Annotated in this window: 18 protein-coding genes; 4 read left to right on the top strand and 14 right to left on the bottom strand. The window is 72.3% G+C overall.

Annotated elements, in window-relative coordinates:
- Nucleotide 1 precedes the first annotated feature (1 nt).
- From LQ326_RS38505 to LQ326_RS38470, 8 genes are all read right to left on the bottom strand, one after another.
- Nucleotides 2-1,564, bottom strand: a complete 1,563-nt coding sequence (locus tag LQ326_RS38505) for a Wzz/FepE/Etk N-terminal domain-containing protein (RefSeq protein WP_234543724.1) — start codon at nucleotides 1,562-1,564, stop codon at nucleotides 2-4.
- Complete coding sequence (locus LQ326_RS38500; RefSeq protein ID WP_234543723.1) at nucleotides 1,561-2,931, bottom strand: YveK family protein; 1,371 nt, start codon at nucleotides 2,929-2,931, stop codon at nucleotides 1,561-1,563. Before LQ326_RS38500 ends, LQ326_RS38505 begins: the two co-directional genes overlap by 4 nt.
- On the bottom strand, nucleotides 2,928-4,193 hold the full coding sequence (locus tag LQ326_RS38495) for a glycosyltransferase family 4 protein (protein WP_234543722.1): 1,266 nt from the start codon (nucleotides 4,191-4,193) through the stop codon (nucleotides 2,928-2,930). Before LQ326_RS38495 ends, LQ326_RS38500 begins: the two co-directional genes overlap by 4 nt.
- Complete coding sequence (locus LQ326_RS38490) at nucleotides 4,183-5,499, bottom strand: nucleotide sugar dehydrogenase (RefSeq protein ID WP_234543721.1); 1,317 nt, start codon at nucleotides 5,497-5,499, stop codon at nucleotides 4,183-4,185. Before LQ326_RS38490 ends, LQ326_RS38495 begins: the two co-directional genes overlap by 11 nt.
- Nucleotides 5,500-5,581: 82 nt before the next feature.
- Nucleotides 5,582-7,060, bottom strand: a complete 1,479-nt coding sequence (locus LQ326_RS38485; RefSeq protein WP_234543720.1) for a sugar transferase — start codon at nucleotides 7,058-7,060, stop codon at nucleotides 5,582-5,584.
- A gap of 835 nt (nucleotides 7,061-7,895) precedes the next feature.
- Complete coding sequence (locus LQ326_RS38480; protein WP_234543719.1) at nucleotides 7,896-8,966, bottom strand: maleylacetate reductase; 1,071 nt, start codon at nucleotides 8,964-8,966, stop codon at nucleotides 7,896-7,898.
- Nucleotides 8,963-9,406 carry a dioxygenase gene (locus tag LQ326_RS38475; protein WP_234543718.1) on the bottom strand — a complete coding sequence of 148 codons (444 nt, stop codon included), beginning with the start codon at nucleotides 9,404-9,406 and terminating at the stop codon, nucleotides 8,963-8,965. Before LQ326_RS38475 ends, LQ326_RS38480 begins: the two co-directional genes overlap by 4 nt.
- Nucleotides 9,407-9,538: 132 nt before the next feature.
- Nucleotides 9,539-10,060, bottom strand: coding sequence for a hypothetical protein (locus LQ326_RS38470; protein ID WP_234543745.1), 522 nt, complete (start codon nucleotides 10,058-10,060; stop codon nucleotides 9,539-9,541).
- A 139-nt stretch (nucleotides 10,061-10,199) separates the two neighbouring features.
- On the opposite strand from LQ326_RS38470, the gene LQ326_RS38465 reads away from it, so the two are divergent.
- A complete protein-coding gene (locus LQ326_RS38465; protein WP_234543717.1) occupies nucleotides 10,200-10,547 on the top strand; it encodes a cupin domain-containing protein in 348 nt (115 codons plus the stop codon).
- A gap of 24 nt (nucleotides 10,548-10,571) precedes the next feature.
- Here LQ326_RS38465 and LQ326_RS38460 read toward each other — a convergent pair whose 3' ends face one another.
- A complete protein-coding gene (locus tag LQ326_RS38460; RefSeq protein WP_234543716.1) occupies nucleotides 10,572-11,603 on the bottom strand; it encodes a LacI family DNA-binding transcriptional regulator in 1,032 nt (343 codons plus the stop codon).
- 122 nt (nucleotides 11,604-11,725) lie between these two features.
- Here LQ326_RS38460 and LQ326_RS38455 point away from each other — a divergent pair, with 122 nt between their 5' ends.
- The gene (locus tag LQ326_RS38455) at nucleotides 11,726-12,892 is read left to right on the top strand and encodes a phytanoyl-CoA dioxygenase family protein (protein ID WP_234543744.1); all 1,167 of its coding nucleotides are present in this window, start codon (nucleotides 11,726-11,728) and stop codon (nucleotides 12,890-12,892) included.
- Between the two features lie 90 nt (nucleotides 12,893-12,982).
- On the top strand, nucleotides 12,983-13,987 hold the full coding sequence (locus tag LQ326_RS38450) for a Gfo/Idh/MocA family protein (RefSeq protein WP_234543715.1): 1,005 nt from the start codon (nucleotides 12,983-12,985) through the stop codon (nucleotides 13,985-13,987).
- 240 nt (nucleotides 13,988-14,227) lie between these two features.
- On the opposite strand, the gene LQ326_RS38445 is transcribed toward LQ326_RS38450, so the two are convergent.
- The 5 genes from LQ326_RS38445 to LQ326_RS38425 form a co-directional block, all read right to left on the bottom strand.
- On the bottom strand, nucleotides 14,228-14,398 hold the full coding sequence (locus LQ326_RS38445) for a hypothetical protein (protein WP_234543714.1): 171 nt from the start codon (nucleotides 14,396-14,398) through the stop codon (nucleotides 14,228-14,230).
- 132 nt (nucleotides 14,399-14,530) lie between these two features.
- Complete coding sequence (locus LQ326_RS38440) at nucleotides 14,531-15,433, bottom strand: sugar phosphate isomerase/epimerase family protein (RefSeq protein WP_234543713.1); 903 nt, start codon at nucleotides 15,431-15,433, stop codon at nucleotides 14,531-14,533.
- A gap of 5 nt (nucleotides 15,434-15,438) precedes the next feature.
- Nucleotides 15,439-16,350, bottom strand: a complete 912-nt coding sequence (locus LQ326_RS38435; RefSeq protein WP_234543712.1) for an ATP-binding cassette domain-containing protein — start codon at nucleotides 16,348-16,350, stop codon at nucleotides 15,439-15,441.
- 4 nt (nucleotides 16,351-16,354) lie between these two features.
- Entirely contained in the window at nucleotides 16,355-17,425 is a 1,071-nt protein-coding gene (locus tag LQ326_RS38430; RefSeq protein WP_268208110.1) for an ABC transporter permease, read from the bottom strand.
- Between the two features lie 5 nt (nucleotides 17,426-17,430).
- Nucleotides 17,431-18,450 (bottom strand): sugar ABC transporter substrate-binding protein, encoded by a 1,020-nt coding sequence (locus LQ326_RS38425; protein WP_234543711.1) that lies wholly within the window; start codon nucleotides 18,448-18,450, stop codon nucleotides 17,431-17,433.
- Between the two features lie 344 nt (nucleotides 18,451-18,794).
- On the opposite strand from LQ326_RS38425, the gene iolD reads away from it, so the two are divergent.
- Complete coding sequence (iolD, locus tag LQ326_RS38420; RefSeq protein ID WP_234543710.1) at nucleotides 18,795-20,666, top strand: 3D-(3,5/4)-trihydroxycyclohexane-1,2-dione acylhydrolase (decyclizing); 1,872 nt, start codon at nucleotides 18,795-18,797, stop codon at nucleotides 20,664-20,666.
- The last annotated feature ends 22 nt before the right edge of the window (nucleotides 20,667-20,688 follow it).

Raw genomic sequence — 20,688 nt, 5'->3', positions numbered from 1 at the left:
CCTACCGCGCCTCCTGGTCGTTTTCCGGGCCCCGGGCAGCCCACACCGGCTTTCGCTCCGGCCGCCGCCGGCCCTCCCCCACTGCCTGAACGGCGTGGGAGGTACCCCCACCCGGCTGCCGGGCCGGCCGCTCGCTCAGGCCGCGCGGCGCGGTGTGCGCCCCGTCCCACAGGGTGCCGTCGGTCCGGTCACGCGGATCGGGGTCGATCAGCACCACGCCGATCACCGCGATGCGCTGGTCCGCGAGCTGCCGTGCCACGGTGTGCAGCCACGCGGCGCTGCCGTGTCCGGCACGCACCACCAGCACGGTCCGGGTGCCGAGGTACGGGAGGTCGGTCCACGCTGTTCCGGGCGCCACCGAGCCGACGCCGATCCGCCGATCCTGGGGCGGCACGGTCGCGGCACGCTCGGCACCGACCACGGCCGGGTCTCCCGGTCTCCGGCGACGGCTCGCCGACTGCGTGCCGGGCAGGCCGTCGACGACGGTCACCGGCCCCTCCGCCGCCATGGCCCTGGCCAGGTCCAGGGCGATCACGCTGGTGCTGCGCGCACAGCCCAGTTCCAGCAGCGACACCGGTTCCGCGGAGTCGCGCGTGGTGCGGGCCAGGGTCGCGGTGAGCCGTTCCCGGGTCAGCCGGGTGCGTCGGCGCTGCCACGGCCTGCCGGTCCGGCGGGGCAGCTCCGCGACGACCGAGGCGCCCAGGTTCGCCGCGATGTCACGGCGCAGCACGGGGCGGTCCGCCACCACCGTGCCGACCGCGGCCAGCGCGAGCCCGAGGACGAGGCCGAGGACGAGGCCGATCGCGGCGTCGGTGGCGACGGCCTTGGGCAGGGAGTGCCGCAGCGCGTGCGGGGTGTCCACGATCTGCGTGCCGGCGACGACCTGGGGTGCGCCGGTCCGCGCGTCCGCGGCGCGCTGGTCGAAGTCGGAGATGCGGGAGTTGAGTTCGGCGCGGCGGGCGAAGAGCGACTCGAGGGACGCGGACGCCTTCGGGTTGCTGTCCGCCGACTGGTTTCCGATCTCCTTGTTGACCTGGGCGAGTTCGTCCCGCATGCGGTCGCGCTGGTCGAGCAGGGCCTGGGCCTCGGCCTGCGCGGTCTTCTGCATCCGCTGCACATGGTCCGCGACGAACGCGTCGGCCAGCGCCCTGGCGCGGGCCACCGCCTGGGCGTCGGTGTCGCCCGTCACCGTGATCTGCAGCAGGTTGTTGGTCAGGCCGGTTCCCCGGTAGTCCTGCATGAAGTCCTCGGGTTTGTCCGTGGACCTCAGGGCCCGCAGGGCCTTGTCGGCGATCTGCGTGGTCTGCAGCAGCTGGACGTCGGTGCGGATCAGCGTTCCGGTGTCGTTCGGCTGGTCCGCTTCGTGCGCGACCAGTACTTCGGTCACGGCGGTCGGCGACGGCGGCATCAGGACCGCCAGCGCGGCGCCGGCCAGCAGGCCGAGGAGCGCCAGGGCACCCCAGAGGCGGCGGCGCCTGCGCACCGCCACCACCAGGGCCTGCAGGTCGAGAAGCGGAGCGGCGGCCGACGACGCCGACGACTCCGCGGTCGTGCTTGTCGTCACGCCGGACCTCCCGTGGCATGGCCGCGAACCGCGAGTGCGAGAGTGGCGTCGTCCGGCGGGTGGCCGGCGGAGCGCGTCTCACGGGCGCGGACCGGATCGGCGAGGACGACGCCGAGAACCTTGTGCCGGGCGTCCGCGCACGCCTCGGCGATGCCGGCGAGTTCCTCCGCGGTCCAGCTGCCCGCGCTGAGGACGACCAGGGCGCCGGCTTCGGTGTCGCGGTCGGGCACGGTCGGCCGGTCCGCCGAGACCTCCACCACCCGCAGCTGCGGATCGTTCCCGGCCTCGGCGGCGAGCTGTCCGGCGGCCCGGCGGGCGATCCGGTCGCCGTCCGGTACGACCACCAGCAGCCGTGCGGGGGCGGCGAGTTGGTCGCGGAGCCGAGCGCACACCCGCCGGCAGCGGATCCGCCGGCCGGCCTCGTCGTCGGACCGCCGCGGGGCCGGCAGGTCCCACCGGGGGTGGAGGCCGAGGAGCCGGCGGATCCATCCCCGTGGGCCGCCGTCCTCCGGCTGGTGCGCGCCGCGCCGTCCGGCCGGCACGTCGACGGTGCCCAGCAGCGCCGAGCCCAGCGCCGCGGCGATCTCCGGTTCGGTGCGCAGCCGGCGGTTCATCCGGGCGGCGGCGAGGTGGCCGATGACCGCGAGCAGGAAGAACAGCAGCGCTCCCGCGCCGATGAACTGCGTCCGCGTCGGCGGCGCCTCTCCGGTCGGCCGGGCCGCCGGTCCCATGACGACCATGCCGGCCTTGTTGGTCGCCGGATTGGCCTCGTCCAGCTTCGTCATGGCCTCCTCCAGCGAGGTGCTGAGCTTCTCCAGCTCGGTCCGGGCCTGCACGCCCTCCACGGTCTGCCCCGGATCGGCCGCGTCGGCCAGATCGGTGATGCGGCGGTTGGTCTCCTCGACCTGCTTGCGCAGCGCCTGGGCCTCCGTGGCCGCCGTGGAGTCGGTGGCGCCGCCCACGACCCGCGCGGCGAACCTGACGAACTGCGCGGCCACCTGGTCGGAGAGCTGCTGCGCCCGCTTCGGGGTGTCGGCGGTACCGGAGATCTTGATGATGTTCCCGTCGGCGGCCGAGGCGGTCACCTGATCCCGCAGGTCGGCTGCGCTGACGTCCCGCCAGCCGAGCGTGGCCGCCGCGCGGTCGACCACGGTCGAGCTGGTCGCTATGTCGACCTGGGTCAGCAGCTCGCGCTCTTCCCACTGCCCCGGCAGCAGGACCGACGCCGACGTCGTGTACCGCGGCGGAAACACCACCGAGGCGCCGTAGCCGACGAGCGCGCCCACGACGGCGAGGACGGCGAGAAACCGCCAGCGCCGACGGAATATCCGCCCGATGGTGACCAGACGTATCGTGTCCTCGCTCAACTGCGCTGCCTCTTCCCTGTCCGTACCGGATCGGCCGCCGGCACCGGTGTGTGGTCACGGCAGGCGGCGGCGTAGGCGGCGAGCAGCGATGCCTGCGAGTTCCGCCAGGAGAGCGGCCCGCTGACCCGCTCCTGGCCGATCTTGCCCATCCTGGCCCGCTGGTCCGGATCGTCGAGGAGCAGCGCGACGAGTCCGGCGAACTCGGCCTCGTCGTTGGCGGGCGCGTAGACGGCGGCCTCGCCGGCGGAGACGCGCGCCTCCTTCAGGTCGAAGGAGACGATCGGCCGCCCCATCGCCATGTACTCGAGGACCTTGTTCATGGTCGACACGTCGTTGAGCGGATTGCGCGGGTCGGGGGAAAGGCAGACGTCCGCGGTGGACAGGTAGCGCACCAGGTCGGCGTCCGGAATACGCCCGGTGAACTGCACCTGATCGGAGAGACCGAGCCGCCCGGCCAGCTCCACCATGGCGTCGAAGGCGTCGCCGGAGCCGACGAACACCGCGTGCCAGTCGGTCCGCCCGACGTCGTCGCGGAGCTTCGCGAGGGCCCGCAACGCGTAGTCGACGCCGTCCTGCGGGCCCATGACGCCCAGGTAGCACAGCAGATGAGGCTTGCCGCGCTTCAACTCCGGCTCGGGCGGGACCGGTTGGAAGCGGTCGATCGCGGGCGCGCTGCGCACCACGAAGACGTCCTCCGGCCGCCGGCCGCCACGGCGCACCGCGACGTCCCGGTAGCTCTCGTTCGTGGCGAGGACGACGTCCGCGGCCCGGTAGGTCCGCCGTTCCAGTGCGCACACGGCGCGGTAGAGCAGGTCCTCACCGCGGCCGAACCGGGAGAGGTACAGCTCGGGTACCAGGTCGTGCTGGTCGAAGACGAACCGTGCGCCGCGGCGCTTGAGCCACAGGGCCGGCAGGAACAGCAGGTCGGGCGGGTTGCACGCGTGCACCACGTCGACCGGGCCGACCCTGCGGGCCAGCCGGGCCGTGTGCCACAGCGCCGCTCCGTACTCCTTGAGGTAGCCCGCCGGGCCTCCGGTGGCCGCGCGCAACGGGTAGCGGTGGATCCGCACCCCGTCGATCTCCGCCTCCGGCTCGGTGTCGCGCTTGGTCCCCTGCGGACAGATGACGTGCACCGTCCAGCCCGCGTCGCGCAACGTCGTGCACTCCTGCCACACCCGCCGGTCGAACGGCACCGACAGGTTCTCCACCATGATCAGCGCGCGCCGGTTCGACCCGTCGCGGCTGGTTGCGTCACCAAGCAAGGCCCATGTACCCCGGTTCGGTCCGGCGCGTCTCGGCGTCGGGAAGGCGGACGAGGTCGACGATCACCGGTGCTCCGCCGTGCGGCAGCGCCGACAGCACCGCCGCGTCCCTGGTCCCGACCAGGCACACCTCGGAGTGGTCGAGCACCTCGTCGACGGAGTCCGCGAGCAGCTGCGCGAGGTGCGGCAGCCGGGTCTCGATGTACTCGCGGTTCGCGCCGATCAGCCGGGAGAGGCTCACGTTGGCGTCGTAGATCCGCAGGTCGTACCCCTTGCCGAAAAGCCTCTCCGCCAGCTCGACCAGCGGGCTCTCGCGGAGGTCGTCGGTGCCGGGTTTGAAGGACAGCCCGAACAACCCCACCCGGCGCTTGCCGGTGCGCTCGACCAGGTCCACCGCGCGCTGCAGATGGTCGGAGTTGGAGGTCAGCACGTGGGCGAGGATGGGTACCGAGACGTCGGCCCGCTGTGCCGCGTGGACCAGGCTGCGCAGGTCCTTGGGCAGGCAGGAGCCGCCGAAGGCGAAGCCGGGGCGCAGGTAGGCGGGGCTGATGTTCAGCTTGCGGTCGGCCAGGAACACGTCCATCACCTGGTGCGAGTCCACCCCGAGCGCCTGGCACACCGCGCCCAGCTCGTTCGCGAAGCCGATCTTGAGCCCGTGGAACGCGTTGTCCGCGTACTTGATCGCCTCGGCCGTCGGGACCGGCACCCGGAACACCTCGCCGGACAGGCCCTCGTACAGCGCCGCCACCGCGTCACCGCTGGCCGGGTCGAGCTCGCCGATGACGGTCTTGGGCGGGTCGAAGAAGTCCCGCACGCTCGTGCCCTCGCGCAGGAACTCCGGGTTGACCGCGACCCCGAAGTCCACCCCGGCCGTGCCACCGACGTGCTTCTCCAGGATCGGTACCAGCAGGTTCAGGCAGGTGCCCGGGAGCATGGTGCTGCGGAACACGATGGTCTGCCGCCCGCCCCGCTCGGCCAGCGCGGCGCCGATCTGCTCGGTGACCCGCTCCAAGTACGTGGTGCACAGGCTGCCGTTGGGCTCCGACGGCGTGCCGACGCAGACCAGCGACACCTCGCTGCCCGTGATCGCTTCGCGGACGTCGCCGGTGGCCCGCAGGGCTCCGGTCCGCACGACCTCGGCGAGGAGCCCGCCGATCCGTTCCTCCACCACCGGGGCCTTGCCGTCGTTGACCAGGTCCACCTTCACCTGGTTCACGTCCACCCCGATGACCTCGTGGCCCATGCTGGCCAGGCACGCGGCTGATACGCAGCCCACGTAGCCGAGCCCGAAAACGCTGACTCTCATGACCCGTCCCTCCCCCCAGGCAGGCCCTTGTGGCCTGCGCTCCGCGCGTCGACGGGACCGTTGGGTCGCAGCCCCCCGCGCATCAGTAGGCCCCCTGCCCGTGGAGTACCGCGCGCATCGTCTTCCACAAGATCACTGTGTCGAGGGCGAGCGACCAGTCCTCCACGTACCGCAGGTCGAGGCGGACCGCCTCCTCCCACGGCAGGTCGCTGCGTCCGCTGATCTGCCACAGGCCGGTGAGCCCGGGCTTGACCAGCAGCCGCCGCCGGATGTCCGGGTCGTACGCGGCGCACTCCTCCGGCAGCGGGGGCCGCGGGCCGACGAGCGACATCGCTCCGGTGAGCACGTTGAAGAGCTGCGGGAGTTCGTCGATCGAGTACCGGCGCAGCACCGCTCCGACCCGGGTCACCCGCGGATCCCTGCGGACCTTGAACAGCAGCCCCGCGCCCTCGTCGCGGTCGGCGAGTTCGGCACGCGCCCGGTGGGCCCCGACGACCATGGTGCGGAACTTGAGAATCGTGAACTCCCGGCCGTCCTTGCCGACCCTGCGCTGCCGGTAGAAGGCCCCGCCGGGGCTGTCCGCCAGCACGAGCAGCGCGACACCCGCCATCAGCGGCGCGAACAGCATCAGCAGGACCGCCGCGCCCACCCGGTCGACGACCGCCTTGATCGCCCGGCGGCCCCCGGTGAAGGTCGGCAGGCTGACCCGCAGCAGCGGGATCCCGAGCACCGCGTCGACGTGCAGCCGGGGGCCGGCCACCTCCATCAGGACCGGGGCCACGACCATCTCGGCGTCGCTGCCCTCAAGGTTCCAGGCCAGCCGCTGGAGCCGGTCCGGCGTCCAGTACGGGTCCGGTGTGACCGCGACGACCCGGTAGCCGTCGTGGCGGACGTGCTTGGCGACGTCCGTCAGGCGGCCGACGACCGGCACCCCGTCCAGTTCGTCACCGTCGAGCCCGCGACCGTCCGGCGTGCACACCGCCTCCACCCGCCAGCCGATGTGCGGGAACTTGCGGGTCCGGGTGATCAGGTCGCGCACGGTGGCGGGGCTTCCGGCGGCGAGCACCGGTCTCAGGCACCGCCCTTCCTTCCGCCGGCTGTGCAAAGAGAGGCGGAGCAGATACCGCGCGAACATGATGACGAGCCCGATCGCGGGGATCGCCACGAAGATCCAGAGCTTGATGTTGCGCGAGGTGAGGGCGATCCCGCCGAGCGCCAGTACGACGGTCGCGGCGAACAGTGAGCGTCCGAGCCGGCGGAATTCCTCGGCGCCCTGGCCGAGCACGGCCGGGCTCCACGACCGGCCCACCGCAAGCGCCGACAGCACCAGCAACTCGGTGCCGAACGCGAGAATCCCCCATTTCTCATGCCAGTTGGCCGCGTCCCGGGCCCCGAAGAACTCGCCTATCCCCGCCACCACGAAGGCGGTGGCCGCGGTGTCTCCGATGATCACGGTACGGCGGTACCGCTGTTCCCACTCGATCGCCGGCCTGCTGACCTCCTCGTCCGCCAGACGCCCGCGCGCCGGCGGAAAAGGGCCGACTAGTCCCCCCTGCCGCACAGAAACCCCCCGGTCTCAGTGGTTCGACGTGGTGCTTTACGCCGTTCCTCCCCCAGGAGACGCCGTCTCCCGGAAAGCCCCCCGGCTCCCCGCGCCGCGCTGTTCCTCCCGCGGGCGGCCCCCGCCCCCGCGGATGGCGACCCTTCAGCGCTACCTGATCAATCCGCCCTTGTCGCAGCGGACTTGCGTGCCCTGCAAGGGACACGAGATTGCGGGTACCCGCCGAACCTCGGGTGCTCCCCGCACCCAAGGCCCCTCTCGGGCCCCGGAGTCGATCACCGCCCCCACGTCCTGCGTCAGAGAAGCGGCTGCTGGCCGCCCTTGCCGCCGGACTCATAGATCATCATTTGTCGCTCCGTGTCCCAGCATGCGAAGCAAGGTCAATCTAGACCATCGAAGCCCGCCTGAAGAGAGGATGTGTGGAATTTGTGCTCGGCGGCTGAAGCCGGGTCCAGGGACACGAGACCGCCCGCGGGCGTCTCGGTGATCCAGGACATGCCGTGTGACCTGTACCGACGTGCCGCTCCGGGCAGTCGGCACCGGCAGCCCCGGGGTGTCTTCGGCACTGCCAACTGGGCCGCATTCCGGGCCGGTTCGGCGCATTTCCGCCGTTGAGCACCGGCGGCGGTCGCGGGCCGGGCCGTCGCCGGTGCCGGCTCCACGTCGGTGCGCGTTCACCAGCCCGCCGCGGCGGCCCTCTCGCCCTGGCCCGGGCGATGCGGCCCTTCCGGCGGCGCGTGTCCCCCGCGAGCCAGGTGAACGCACCTCGCGCAGGGTGGCCGAGCAGGCCTCGGGCGACGTGGCGAAAGGGCTGGTGGTCACCGCCCGCCGCCGGTCAGGTTCGGACGGGGCTGCCCTCGTACGCCGCCCGCAGTACGGTCAGTGCGTCGTCGGTCGTGACCGGGCGTGGGTTGGCGTACGGCTGACCTGCGATCTGGCCGGCGGCGGCCGCCAAGTCTGTTTGTTTCAGGCCGAGTTCGGCGAGGGAGCGGGGTGCGCCCAGGCGGCCCGCCAGTTCCTGGAGGGCGGCCGGGGCGTCGTCCGCGTCCAGGGCCCGGGCCACGGCGGCGGCCGCCTCCGGGGCGGCAGGCGCGTTGAAGGCGAGGGCGTACGGCAGGACGACCGTGTGGGTCTCGGCGTGCGGGAGACCGAAGGTGCCGCCGAGGACATGGCACAGCTTGTGGTGCAGGCCCATGGTGGTGGCGCCCAGGCAGGCCCCGCACAGCCAGGCGCCGTACAGGGCGCGGGAGCGGGCCGGTAGGGCCTCCGGAGCGACGGCGATCTCCGGCAGCGCGCCCGCCAGCGCCCGCACGCCCTCCTCGGCCATCAGCGCGACCAGCGGCGAGCCGTCGGGGGCGTACAGCGCCTCGACGGCGTGGGCGAGGGCGTTGATCCCGCTGGTCACCGAGAGCGGGACGGGCAGGGAGAGGGTGAGTTCGGGGTCGTAGACGACGCTGCGCGGCAGGACGACGGGGTCACGGCCGGTGCGTTTGACGCCGTGTTCGGTCAGGCCCCACACCGGGGTCATCTCGGAGCCGGCGTAGGTCGAGGGCACGGCGATCAGCGAGAGGCCGGTGCGCAGGGCGATGGCCTTGCCGAGGCCGATGGCCGAGCCGCCGCCGACGGCCACGCAGCCGTCGGCGCCCGCGGCCCGGGCCGCCTGGACGCCCCGGTCGGCCACTTCCACGGGGACGTGCATCCGGGCCCCGGTGTGCAGGCCGGCGCAGGCCGGGCCGAGCGAGTCGGCGACCGCCCGCGCGGTGTCCGCGCCCCGCTCGCCGCTGACCACCAGCAGCCGCCGCAGCCCGAGGTGCCGGGCCTCCTCGGCGGGTGCGGTGAGCGCGGCGCCGGGCCGGAAGACCACCCGGGCGGGCCTGGTCTCGTACACGAAGTCGAAGGGGTTCATGAGCGCTCCAGGACCAGGTCGAAGCGGGCGTGCGGGAACGGTTCCGGCACGCCGTGCTCCCCGGCCGGGGCCGGGTCGTCGGTCGGGGTGAAGTCCTTGACCGGGCTCTCCTTGACCAGGCTCGCCCTGACCGCGAACACCGCGCCGGAGTCCGGGCGGGCGCCGCCGGGGCGGCAGGCGTGCCGTCCGGTGCCCTTCAGCGGGGCGCCCACCGAGCCGCCGGAGAGCAGGACGAACTCCTGCCGGGTGTCGGTGCGGGTCTGCCCGGTCCGGGTGCGGAGGGCGACCGCCGCCGCCCGCTCGCGCCGGGAAGGCCGGGTCTCGCGGGGGACGACGCGCCGATGACGGATCAGCGCGGCGAGCGGGTCGCGCAGCCGGGGACCGCCGGTCCCCCGCAGGCTGTCGACGGCCGCTGCGGTGACTGCGTCCTCGGTGGTCATGCCGGCTCCTCGCGCGCGGGAACAGTGCCCTTGAATGATCGTAAACCGTTCACCGTTCAATGAACCGCAGCCACGCACCGCGGCCGCACCGCAGCCCGCACCTCGGCGACACACCGCGTCCGCGCAGCACCGCTACTTGATGAGTGCGTTGGCCACCACCACGATCACCCCGAGCAGCGCGTCGACGATGCCGATCAGTACGGCGGCCGGCCAACTCCGCCGCGACCGGCGGGCGGTGACGAGGCCGAGGCCGAAGAGGATCATCATGTTCAGGGTGAAGGCCGGGTATTCGACGCCCTTGGGCGGCCACCAGCCCCAGCCGGCGCCCGCGAGCAGGAAGACCGTGGGCAGGACGGCCGTGACCAGCGGCCATTCGTGGGCCAGGGTGTGCAGCGCGTCCCAGCGCCGGTGCGGGGCCCGCTCGGCGATGTAGTGGGCGTAGCCGTGCGCCAGGGCGGAGGCGCAGGCGGTGACCAGGAGCCAGAGGGCGTCGTAGCGGCGGCTGGCCTGGGAGGTGTGGCCGTACTGGCTGAGCGCGGCCACCATCGAGCAGGCCAGGACGGCACCGTAGACCCCGCCGAACAGAATGGCCTCGCGGGTGTCGTGCGCGCGCGGCTGCGACCCGGCCGTCGTGGAGTCAGCCATGTCCGCCATGTCCGCCATGTCCGCCATGATCACCCGGGCCGGGCCCGGCCGCCACCGGACCCGGCCCGACGAAGTGTCCTCCCGGCCGGCCGGATGCCCCACACCCTGTCCACGGCCGGGGCACCGGCCGGCTCGCTAGGGTCGCCGCATGACGACGCACAGCTTCGCCCTGCACATCCCCGACGCCGAGCTCGAACCCGACCCCCTCGATCCGGCGCAGGTCCTCTCCGGCACGCCCGAGGTCACCGGGAAGGTGGTCTGGGAGTCGGCCGACGGGAAGCAGCTCCGCGGGATCTGGCAGATCACCCCGGGCGTGGTCACCGACACCGAGGCCGACGAGCTGTTCGTGGTGGTCAGCGGCTCCGCGACGATCGAGGTCGAGGGCGGCCCGACGTTCACCGTGGGCCCCGGGGACATGGCCGTACTGCGCGCGGGCGACCGTACGACCTGGACGGTGCACGAGACGCTGCGCAAGGCGTACGCGATCAGTCTGTGAGTGCCCGGCGCGGCGTGGACACGCTCAGCGGGCCGGGGGCGCGGGCATGTTGTACGGCGTGACCACCTGGATCGCCGACGGCAGGGTCGGGCCCGCCGGGGGCAGCGCGCCCTGGGCCCGCATCACCAGGTGGCAGGCCTCGCGCATGTCCTGGCGCAGATCGTGGTGGAGGACGGCGGACAGGCGGTGCTCGCGCAGCAGCCGGGTGTTGTCGTGGTCGAGGTCGTGGGCGATGAACACGGCGCATGTCCGGCCGAGGTCGGCGAAGGCGCGCAGGGTCGCGATGTTGCCGCCGCCGATGGAGTAGACGGCGCGGATCTCCGGGTCCCGTTCCAGGGCGGCGCGGACCAGGTCGTACTGGGTGGCGTCCAGTCCCTGCCCCTCGGCGATCTCCACCAGGGTGCGCGCGGGATGCCTGGCCCGCATGGCGCTGCGGAAACCCATCTCGCGCTCCTCCTCGTTGCGGAAGAACCCGCTGCTGAGGCTCGTGAGGACATTGCCGGGCCGGTCGCCGAGCCACTGGCCCATCAGGTAGGCGGCGGTGGCGCCGGCGGCCCGGTTGTCGCTGCCGACGTAGGCCAGCCGGCCGCTGGCGGGCAGGTCGGTGACGAGGGTGACGACCGGGATGTCCGCCGACCTGAGGCGCCCGACGGTGGCGGTGACCTCGGGGACGTCCGGCGCCTTCAGGATCACGCCCTGCGAGCCGCGGCGGGCTATCCGGTCCAGGGTCCGCACCAGCTCCTCCACCGGCCCGGTCTCCCGGAAGTGGAACCGGGAGCGCACCACCGCGGGGTGCAGTGCCGGCAGCTCGGCCTCCAGCGCGCCGCGCACCGCCGTGGTGAACCGCTCGGGCGCCTGCATCACGATGTCGACCATGAACGTACGGCCCACCAGCCGGACCTGGGTGCGCTGCCGGTCCAGATCGGCGATGGCCCGCTCCACCTCGCGGGCGGTGCTCTCCCGGACGCCGCCCCTGCCGTTCAGCACCCGGTCCACGGTGGCCTCGCTGAGCCCTGCCTGACGGGCGATCTCACGGATGGGGAAGGGGTGGCCCACGGGCTGCCTCCTTGAGGGGTTTTTGATGGGTCTCTGCTGGTTGTTCGAGGGGTTTGTGCTGACAAGAATGGCAGAGCCCCGCCGTGGCCGTGACCACGGCCGTGACCGAAAGCAGGACACCGATGTCCCTCGCCGCCGAACAGGGCCGCGCCTGGTTCTCGCAGCAGGACTGCGACCTCGACACCTTCCGTGCCCTGGTCGAGCGGACCACTGACCCGGCCGGCTACCCCCACGCCTCGGCCGTCGAGGACAACGTCCTCGTCTACGACAGTGCGCGGCTGCGCGCCGCGGACGCGGCCCACGGCGTGCGGACCGAACTGGTCCGGGCCCTGGCCGACGGTCCCGGCGTCGTCGTCCTCAAGGGCGCCTTCCCCGACCCGCAGGTGGTCGACCGGGCCACCGCGGTGTTCGAGGCGCTCATCTCGGAGCAGCACGAGTCCGGCGCGGGAGCCGGCGACCACTTCGCCGCGCCCGGCGCCAACGAACGGGTGTGGAACGCCCTGGAGAAGGCCGCCCTGTACGACCCGGAGGCGTTCGCCGACTACTACGCCAACGACATCGTGGCCCTGGTCTCGCGGGCCTGGCTGGGCCCCGGCTACCAGGTCACCTCGCAGATCAACGTGGTCAGTCCGGGCGGCGCGGCGCAGACCGCGCACCGCGACTACCACCTCGGTTTCCTCTCCGACGAACAGGCCGAGGCCTACCCGGCCCATGTGCACCGGCTCTCCCCCGTGCTCACCCTCCAGGGCGCGGTCGCGCACTGCGACATGCCGGTGGAGTCGGGGCCGACGATGTACCTGCCGTACTCGCAGACCTACGAGCCCGGCTATCTGGCCTGGCGGCGGCCGGAGTTCCAGGAGTACTTCAAGGCCCGTCATGTGCAGCTGCCCCTCGCCAAGGGTGACGCGGTGTTCTTCAACCCGGCCGTGTTCCACGCGGCGGGCACCAACCGGACCTTCGACGTGCGCCGGATGGCCAACCTGCTCCAGGTGTCCTCGGCGTTCGGGCGGGCCATGGAGACCGTGGACCGGGAGGCGGTGACCAACGCGGTCTACCCGGTGCTGCGCCGGCGGCGGTCGGAGGGGGCGGGCGAGGCGTGGCTGGAGAACGTCATCGCCGCGAGCGCCGAGGGTTACCCGTTCCCCACCAACCTCGACCGCGATCCGCCGGTCGACGGCATGGCGCCGCCCTCGCAGGCGGATCTCGTGCGGCGGGCGCTGCGCGAGGGGTGGGTGCCGCGGGTCCTGCGGGACGGGCTGCGGGGGGCCGCGGCGCGGCGGGAGAGCTGACGGGCCGTAGGCCGTCCGCGGCTTCGTCGTGGCTGCTCGCGCAGTTCCTCGCGCCCTTCGGGGCGCGTTACACATCAAGGAGTTACACCCATGCGTATCGGAATCCTCGGCCTCGGCCGTATCGGCGCCTTTCACGCCGAGACCCTCTTCGGGCTCGATGCCGTCGAGTCGCTCGTCTTCACCGATCCGTTCGCGGACGCGGCCAAGTCCGCCGCCGAGAAGTTCGGTGCCGAGGTCGTGGACTCGCCCCAGGCGCTGCTGGCCGCAGGCGTGGACGGCATCGTGGTGGCCGCCGCCACCGACGCCCACCCGGCGCTGATCCTGGCCGGTGTCGAGGCCGGTGTCCCGGTCTTCTGCGAGAAGCCGGTCGCCAGGACGATGACCGAGGGCGTCGAGGTCCTCAAGGCCGTGCGGGACAGCGGCGTGCCGATCCAGATCGGCTACAACCGCCGCTTCGACGCGGGCTTCGTCGCCGCCCGGGCCGCCGTCCGGTCGGGCGAGCTGGGCAAGCTGCACACGGTGCGCTCCACCACGCTGGACCCGGCCCCGCCGCCGGCCGCGTACATCGCCGCGTCCGGCGGGATCTTCCGGGACTGCTCGGTGCACGACTTCGACATCATCCGCTGGGTGACCGGCCGTGAGGTCACCGAGGTGTACGCGGCCGGCGGCAACCGGGGCGCCGACTACATCCGGGAGGCCGGCGACGCCGACACCACCGGCGCGATCCTCACCCTGGACGACGGCACCCTCGCGGTGGTCTCCAACTCCCGGCACAACGCCCGGGGTTACGACGTCCGGATGGAGCTGCACGGCTTCGCGGACTCCATCGCCGTCGGCCTGGAGGACAAGCTTCCGCTGCGCTCGGTCGAGCCCGGCGTGACCTTCCCGGCGGGCCCCCCGCACGACTTCTTCATGGACCGGTTCACGGCGGCCTACCGCGCCGAACTCACCGCGTTCACCGAGGTCGTGGCCGGTACCCGGCCCTCCCCCTGCACGATCGAGGACGCCCTGGAGGCCGGCTGGATCGCCGATGCCTGCACCCTGTCTCTGCACGAGCACCGTCCGGTGACGATCGCAGAGGTGCGCGGAGCCTGACACCGCGCACGGCGGCGGGGCGGGCACAGGGGCCGGGCACGCGGCCCCCGGCCCGCCCCGCCGCCATGTCCGGGAGGCGCCCCGCGGTCCGTCCACGATCCTCCCGGGAGCGCGCCCTCGCCCCGGCGCGCGGCGGACCCGGCCGGTCCGCCACCGGACGCCGGGCCCGGTCCGTCCGCCGCGGGCGCCGAGCCGGACGAGCACCCGCTCGTCCGGCTCGGTCCGCCTCCCGGTGGCGGCTCAGAGGCCGTAACGCACCGCGACCTCGTCCGGGTCGTAGGCGTCCCGGTCCGGGTCGTGCGGTATCGCCTGCCTGGTCTCCACCATGTCCTCCAGGCGTATCCGCTCGGGCAGCGCGCCGAAGCGCTCCTTGCGCGTCACGGCCTCGGCCGTGGTCACGTCGTGGCTCATGCTCGTCCTCCCCGTCCAGCGGGCACACACCTCGTCACCCGCAGAACGCGCGCGCCCCGGCGGGTGTTCCCGAACCCGCCGGGGCGCGCGGTACCGCGCGGATCTCTCCGCCCGGTACCCGGGATGCGGCTGTCAGGCGCCGCAGGACCGCAGGAACTTCCGGGTGCGCACCGCGATGGGCAGCGGCTTGTCCGGCTCGCAGGGATACATGTCCTGCTCGACGATCGCGAACAGGTCCACGCCCAGCCTCTGCGCCGCCGCCAGCACCGGCTCCAGCTCCGGTACGCCCGCCGGCGGTTCGCACATCACGCCCTGGGCCACGGCCGGTCCGAACGGGGTGCCCTTGGCCTGGACGTCGGCCAGGACCGCCGGGTCCACCTGTTTGAGGTGGAGGTAGCCGATCCGCTCGCCGTAGGTCTCGATCAGCTTGACGCTGTCGCCGCCGCAGTAGGCGTAGTGACCGGTGTCCAGGCAGAGGTTGACCAGGTCCGTGTCGGTCGAGTCGAGGAAGTGCTCGACGTGCTCCTCGGTGTCGATGTGGGTGTCGGCGTGCGGATGGACGACGAGGTCCAGGCCGTACGCCTCCTTCACCTCGTGGCCGAGCCGTTCCATGCCCTTGGTCAGGTGGGCCCACTGCTCGCCGGTCAGCTCCGGCGGCTCCAGGATCTCGGCGGTCCTGTCGTCCCGCCAGAAGGAGGGGATGACCACCAGGTGCCGAGCGCCCGTCGCCTGGGTGAGCGCGGCGACCTGGCTGACGTGCTCCCAGGTCGGCTCCCAGACGGCGGGGCCGCGGTGCAGACCCGTGAAGACCGTGCCCGCCGAGACCGACAGGTGCCGCCTCGCGATCTCGTCGGCGAGGCGGGCCGGGTCGGTGGGGAGGTAGCCGTAGGGGCCGAGTTCGATCCAGGAGTAGCCGGCCTCGGCGACCTCGTCGAGGAAGCGTTCCCAGGGGACCTGCCGGGGGTCGTCCGGGAACCAGACGCCCCAGGAGTCGGGGGCCGAGCCCACCCGGATGCGGTCGAGGGCGCGGGTCATGGGTGTCAGGACTTCCCTTCCGGGCCGGTCGCGACGGGTGCGGTGAGGTCTTCCTCCCCGGGAAGCTCCTCGGTGTCGACACCACGGACCTGGGACAGCTCGTGCTTGAGGGCCGCGAGTTCGGCGCCGCCGGCCATGTGGTTGGTGAGTTCCTCCAGGGTGATGTCGCTGCGTTCGGCGGAGAGCTCCAGGGTGCCGAGGCGCAGGACGCTGAAGTGGTCGCCGACCATGTACGCGTGGTGGGGGTTGTGGGTGATGAAGATGACGCCGAGGCCGCGTTCGCGGGCGGCGGCGATGTACTTCAGGACCACTCCGGACTGCTTGACGCCGAGGGCGGCGGTCGGCTCGTCCAGGATGAGCACGCGGGCGCCGAAGTAGACGGCGCGGGCGATGGCCACGCACTGGCGCTGCCCGCCGGAGAGGGTGCCGATGGGCTGGTCCAGGTCGTCCAGGACGATGCCCATGTTGCGCAGTTCGCGGTCGGCGGTCTCCTTCATCCTCGCGATGTCGAGCCGGCGCACGGGCCAGGGACCCTTGGTCATCTCGGAGCCGAGGAAGAAGTTCCGCCACACCGGCATCAGCGGGACGGTCGCCAGGTCCTGGTAGACGGTCGCGATGCCCTTGTCCAACGCCTCACGCGGAGTGCTGAACCGCACCGGGGCGCCGTCGACGAGGAAGTCGCCCTCGGTGTGCTGGTGCAACCCCGAGATGATCTTGATGAGGGTGGACTTGCCGGCGCCGTTGTCGCCGAGCACGCAGGTCACCTGGTCGGGGAAGACCTTGAGGTCGACCCCGTGCAGGGCGCGGATGTTGCCGTACGACTTGCCCGCGCCGCGCAGTTCGACGATCGGGGCGCCGTCGGTGGACGCGTCGTCCTGGAGGACGGCGCCGTGGGTTCCGGTTCGGTTGTCTGTCATCGGGTCACCTCCTGGTCGCGGTCCGCTGGACCCACAGGTTGATCATCACGGCGCCGAGGAGCATGACGCCGAGGAAGGCCTTGAACCAGTCGGGGTTCCAGCCCGCGTAGACGATGCCCTGCTGGACCATGCCGAACATGAAGGCGCCGAAGACCGGCCCGATCGCGCTGCCGGCGCCACCGGTCAGGAGGCAGCCGCCGATGACCGCGGCGGAGATGTAGATCAGCTCCTGGCCCACGCCCTCGCCGGACTGCACGGTGTTGAAGGAGAACAGCTGGTGCATGCCGACGAACCAGGCGCCGAAGCCGACCAGCATGAACAGCGAGATCTTGGTGAAGTTCACCGGGACGCCGACCGCGCGGGCACTGTCCTTGTTGCCGCCGACCGCGAAGGTCCAGTTGCCGTACCTGGTGCGCAGCAGCACCCAGGTGGCGATGGCGGCGAAGAACAGCCACCAGAAGATGGTGATCTTGACCTGGACGCCCCCGATGTCGAAGGAGGAGGCGAAGACGGCCTTGGCCTGGTCGAAGCCGTCCATGTTGCTGATGTCGTCGGTGGCGACGTTGCCGGTGACCAGCTTGGTCACGGCGAGGTTCACGCCCTGGAGGATCAGGAAGCTGCCCAGGGTGATGAGGAAGCTGGGCAGTCCGGTCCTGACCACCAGCCAGCCGTTGAGGAATCCGATGGCCAGCGACACGACGAGCGCGACGATCACGCCCGCCCACACGTTGAGGGTCAGCTGGTAGCTGAGCATGGCCGCGGTGAGCGCCGAGGTGATGACCGCGACACCGGCGGAGAGGTCGAACTCCCCGCCGATCATCAGCAGCGCGACCGGCAGGGCCATGATGCCGATGGTCGACGACTGGTAGAGGATGTTCGCCATCGAGCCGGCCTCGCGCACCGGCGGCGCGGCGACCAGGAAGAAGACGTAGACCGCGACGGCGCCCAGGAAGACGCCGACGTCCGGACGGGCCAGGATCCGCAGCGCCAGGGGGCGCTGTGCGGTCCGGCCGTCCTTCTCCTTCGGGCCAGGGGCCGGCGGTGTCGCCACCGCCGGCTGTGCCTGCTGACTCATACCGATCACCGGGTGCCCTTCGCGGCGAACGCGGCGACCTTGTCGACGTTGGACTTGTCGACGAAGGCCGGGCCGGTCAGGACCGGCTGCTCGCCTCCGCCCATGTAGTTGCCGTTGTTCTTGTAGAGCCACAGCGAGTCGATCGCCAGGTAGCCCTGGAGGTAGGGCTGCTGGTCCACGGCGAACTCGATGGTCCCCTTGCTGATCGCGGTGGTCAGGTCCTTGTTGAGGTCGAAGGTGGCGACCTTCGCCTTGCTGCCCGCGTCGGACACCGACTGGCCGGCGATCAGCGCGATCGGGGCGCCGAGCGTGACCACGTGGTCGATGGCCTTGTCCTGCGTGAGCTTGGCGGTGATCGTCGACTTGACCGCGGTCGGGGACGTGCCGTCGACGTACAGGGTCTCCGTCGTCCCCGAGAACGTCTTCTTCACTCCGTCGCAGCGCTGGGTGAGACCGACGTTGCCCTGCTCCTGGATGACACAGACGACCTTCTTCGCGCCCTCGGAGTTCAGCCGGTTGCCGAGCGCCTCGCCCGCGACCGTCTCGTCCTGGCCGAAGAACTCCAGCAGACCGAGCTTCTTCCAGTCGCTCAGACCGGAGTTGAGGCCGACGATCGGGATCTTCGCGGCGTCGGCCTTGCCGACGACGTCCTTCATGGCGTCCGGCTTGGCGAGGGTGACGGCGATCCCGTCGACCTTCTGGTCGATCGCGTTCTGCACCAGGTTGGCCTGGTTGCCCGCGTTCGGGTCGGCGGAGTAGACGAGCTTGATGTTGTCCTTGTCGGCGGCGGCCTGGGCGCCCTTGCGGACGATGTCCCAGAAGGTGTCGCCCGGCGACTGGTGGGTGACCAGCGCGACCGTCATGCGGGGGGTGGACGCCTTGCCCGCCGAGGCTGCCGCTCCTCCCTCTTCGGACTTCTTCCCCCCGGAGCTGCTGGAGCAGCCGGCGAGGGTCAGGGCTGCCGCCGCGGCGACGGCCACGATCGGGGCCAGCCGGCGCGAACGGGAGTGGGAAGAACGGTCCATCTTTCCTGCACCTCACTGTGCTGCGGGCGAAAGGAACGGATCAGGACGATCCGCGGACCCGGACCGGCAGAGTGGTCCGGGTCACTGCTGTGCGCTGGGACGGGATACAAGTCCCTGTACGGCCCGCTGTCAATACTTTGTTAAGACATCATTTCACTCACAGGTCCGAATGTAAGTACAAACCATTGACAGCATGACCTGCCCCGATCTACACCTGAGGGGCGTCCGCCCACGTCCTACCCGCTCCCACCGGACGTACCCCTGGCCCCGCCCGTCGACGCCCGCCCGTCCCTCCCCACCGGCACCGTCCCGCCCCGTCCAGTCCCGTCCGAATGAGGTCTCCCATGAGCCAGCCGACCATCCGCCTGACCGTCGCCCAGGCGCTGGTGCGGTTCCTGTCCGCCCAGTACACCGAGCGTGACGGCGTCCGGCACCGGCTGATCGCCGGCACCTGGGGCATCTTCGGTCACGGCAACGTGGCGGGGATCGGCCAGGCGCTCCTCGAGTACGGCGACGTCATGCCTTATCACCAGGGCCGCAACGAGCAGGCGATGGTGCACGCGGCGGTCGGCCACGCCCGCCAGCTGGACCGGCTCTCGGCACAGGCGGTGACCACGTCCATCGGCCCGGGCGCCACCAACCTGGTGACCGGCGCCGCCCTCGCCACCATCAACCGGCTGCCCGTCCTGCTGCTCCCCGGCGACTACTTCGCGAGCCACGCGCCCGACCCGCTGCTGCAGCAGCTGGAGCACCCGGCCGAGTTCGACGTGTCGGTGAACGACACCCTGCGCCCGGTCTCCCGCTACTTCGACCGGATCACCCGCCCCGAGGCACTGATCCCCTCCGCGCTGAACGCCATGCGGGTGCTCGCCGACCCGGCCGAGACCGGCGCGGTCACCCTCGCCCTCCCCCAGGACGTCCAGGCGGAGGCGTACGACTGGCCCGGGGAGTTCTTCGCCGAGCGCGTCTGGCGGGTTCGGCGGCCGGCCCCCGACCCGGCCGAGCTGACGGACGCGGTACGGGCCGTGAGGGCCGCACAGCGGCCGTTGATCGTGGCGGGCGGCGGAGTCCACCACAGTCGCGCGGAAGACGCCCTGAGGGCCCTTGCGGACGCCACGGGCATCCCCGTCGCCTCGACCCAGGCGGGCAAGGGCTCACTGCGCCACGACCACCCGGCCGATCTGGGCGGGATCGGGCACACCGGGACCGCCGTCGCCGACGACCTGGCCCGCACCGCCGACCTGGTGATCGGCGTCGGCACCCGGTACACCGACTTCACCACGGCCTCCGGCACCCTCTTCCAGAACCCGGACGTCCGCTTCCTGAACCTGAACATCACCGCCTTCGACGCCCACAAGCTGGCCGCGGGGACAGTCGTCTGCGACGCGCGGGCCGGGCTCACGGCCCTCACCGAGGCTCTGTCCGGGCACCGGGTGGGCGCGGCCTACGAGGCCGAGTACCGGGCGGGCAAGGAGCGCTGGGACGCCGTCGTCGAGGCGGCCTACCGCGCGGACGACGAGGACGCCGCCCCCACGCAGACCCAGGTGCTCGGCGCCCTGGACGCGGTCGTCGGCGATGACGACGTTGTCATCAACGCGGCCGGCTCGCTCCCGGGCGACCTGCACAAGCTGTGGCGGGCCCGCTCGCCGCGCCAGTACCACCTGGAGTACGGCTACTCCTGCATGGGCTACGAGATCCCGGCCGGCATCGGCGCGCAGCAGGCGGCGCCGGACACGGTGGTCTGGTCGCTGGTCGGTGACGGCACCTACCTGATGATGCCGACCGAGATCGTCACCGCCGTCCAGGAGGGCCTGCCCGTCAACCTGGTGCTCATCCAGAACCACGGGTACGCCTCCATCGGCGGCCTCTCCGAGACGGTGGGCGGCGAGCGGTTCGGCACCGCCTACCGCTTCCGCCGTGCCGACGGCACCTTCGGCGGCGCCCCGCTGCCGGTGGACCTCGCCGCCAACGCGGCCAGCCTGGGCATGGAGGTACTGCGCGCCAAGACCGTGCGGGAGCTGCGGGAGGCGCTCACCGCGGCCCGCGCGAGCGACCGGCCGACGTGTGTGTACGTGGAGACGGACCCGGCGCCGACCGCGCCCGGGGCCGAGGCCTGGTGGGACGTGCCGGTCGCCGAGACCGCCGGCCGCGAGGCCGCCGTACAGGCCCGTGCGGAGTACGACCGGCAGGTCGCCGACCGCCGCCGGCATCTGTGATTCCCCCGCCCCCCACGGAAGG

It is taken from the genome of Streptomyces shenzhenensis, assembly GCF_021462265.1.
Taxonomy (GTDB): Bacteria; Actinomycetota; Actinomycetes; order Streptomycetales; family Streptomycetaceae; genus Streptomyces; species Streptomyces shenzhenensis.
This window is presented reverse-complemented; position numbering and strand designations above follow the sequence as displayed.

What these genes read in the sequence shown, in the direction of transcription:
- LQ326_RS38490 (WP_234543721.1), bottom strand. Translation starts at nt 5,499, where the DNA reads ATGAGAGTCAGCGTTTTCGGGCTCGGCTACGTGGGCTGCGTATCAGCC.
- LQ326_RS38480 (WP_234543719.1), bottom strand. Translation starts at nt 8,966, where the DNA reads ATGAACCCCTTCGACTTCGTGTACGAGACCAGGCCCGCCCGGGTGGTC.
- LQ326_RS38475 (WP_234543718.1), bottom strand. Translation starts at nt 9,406, where the DNA reads ATGACCACCGAGGACGCAGTCACCGCAGCGGCCGTCGACAGCCTGCGG.
- LQ326_RS38470 (WP_234543745.1), bottom strand. Translation starts at nt 10,060, where the DNA reads ATGGCGGACATGGCTGACTCCACGACGGCCGGGTCGCAGCCGCGCGCG.
- LQ326_RS38465 (WP_234543717.1), top strand. Translation starts at nt 10,200, where the DNA reads ATGACGACGCACAGCTTCGCCCTGCACATCCCCGACGCCGAGCTCGAA.
- LQ326_RS38455 (WP_234543744.1), top strand. Translation starts at nt 11,726, where the DNA reads ATGTCCCTCGCCGCCGAACAGGGCCGCGCCTGGTTCTCGCAGCAGGAC.
- LQ326_RS38450 (WP_234543715.1), top strand. Translation starts at nt 12,983, where the DNA reads ATGCGTATCGGAATCCTCGGCCTCGGCCGTATCGGCGCCTTTCACGCC.
- LQ326_RS38445 (WP_234543714.1), bottom strand. Translation starts at nt 14,398, where the DNA reads ATGAGCCACGACGTGACCACGGCCGAGGCCGTGACGCGCAAGGAGCGC.
- LQ326_RS38440 (WP_234543713.1), bottom strand. Translation starts at nt 15,433, where the DNA reads ATGACCCGCGCCCTCGACCGCATCCGGGTGGGCTCGGCCCCCGACTCC.
- LQ326_RS38435 (WP_234543712.1), bottom strand. Translation starts at nt 16,350, where the DNA reads ATGACAGACAACCGAACCGGAACCCACGGCGCCGTCCTCCAGGACGAC.
- LQ326_RS38430 (WP_268208110.1), bottom strand. Translation starts at nt 17,425, where the DNA reads ATGAGTCAGCAGGCACAGCCGGCGGTGGCGACACCGCCGGCCCCTGGC.
- LQ326_RS38425 (WP_234543711.1), bottom strand. Translation starts at nt 18,450, where the DNA reads ATGGACCGTTCTTCCCACTCCCGTTCGCGCCGGCTGGCCCCGATCGTG.
- iolD (WP_234543710.1), top strand. Translation starts at nt 18,795, where the DNA reads ATGAGCCAGCCGACCATCCGCCTGACCGTCGCCCAGGCGCTGGTGCGG.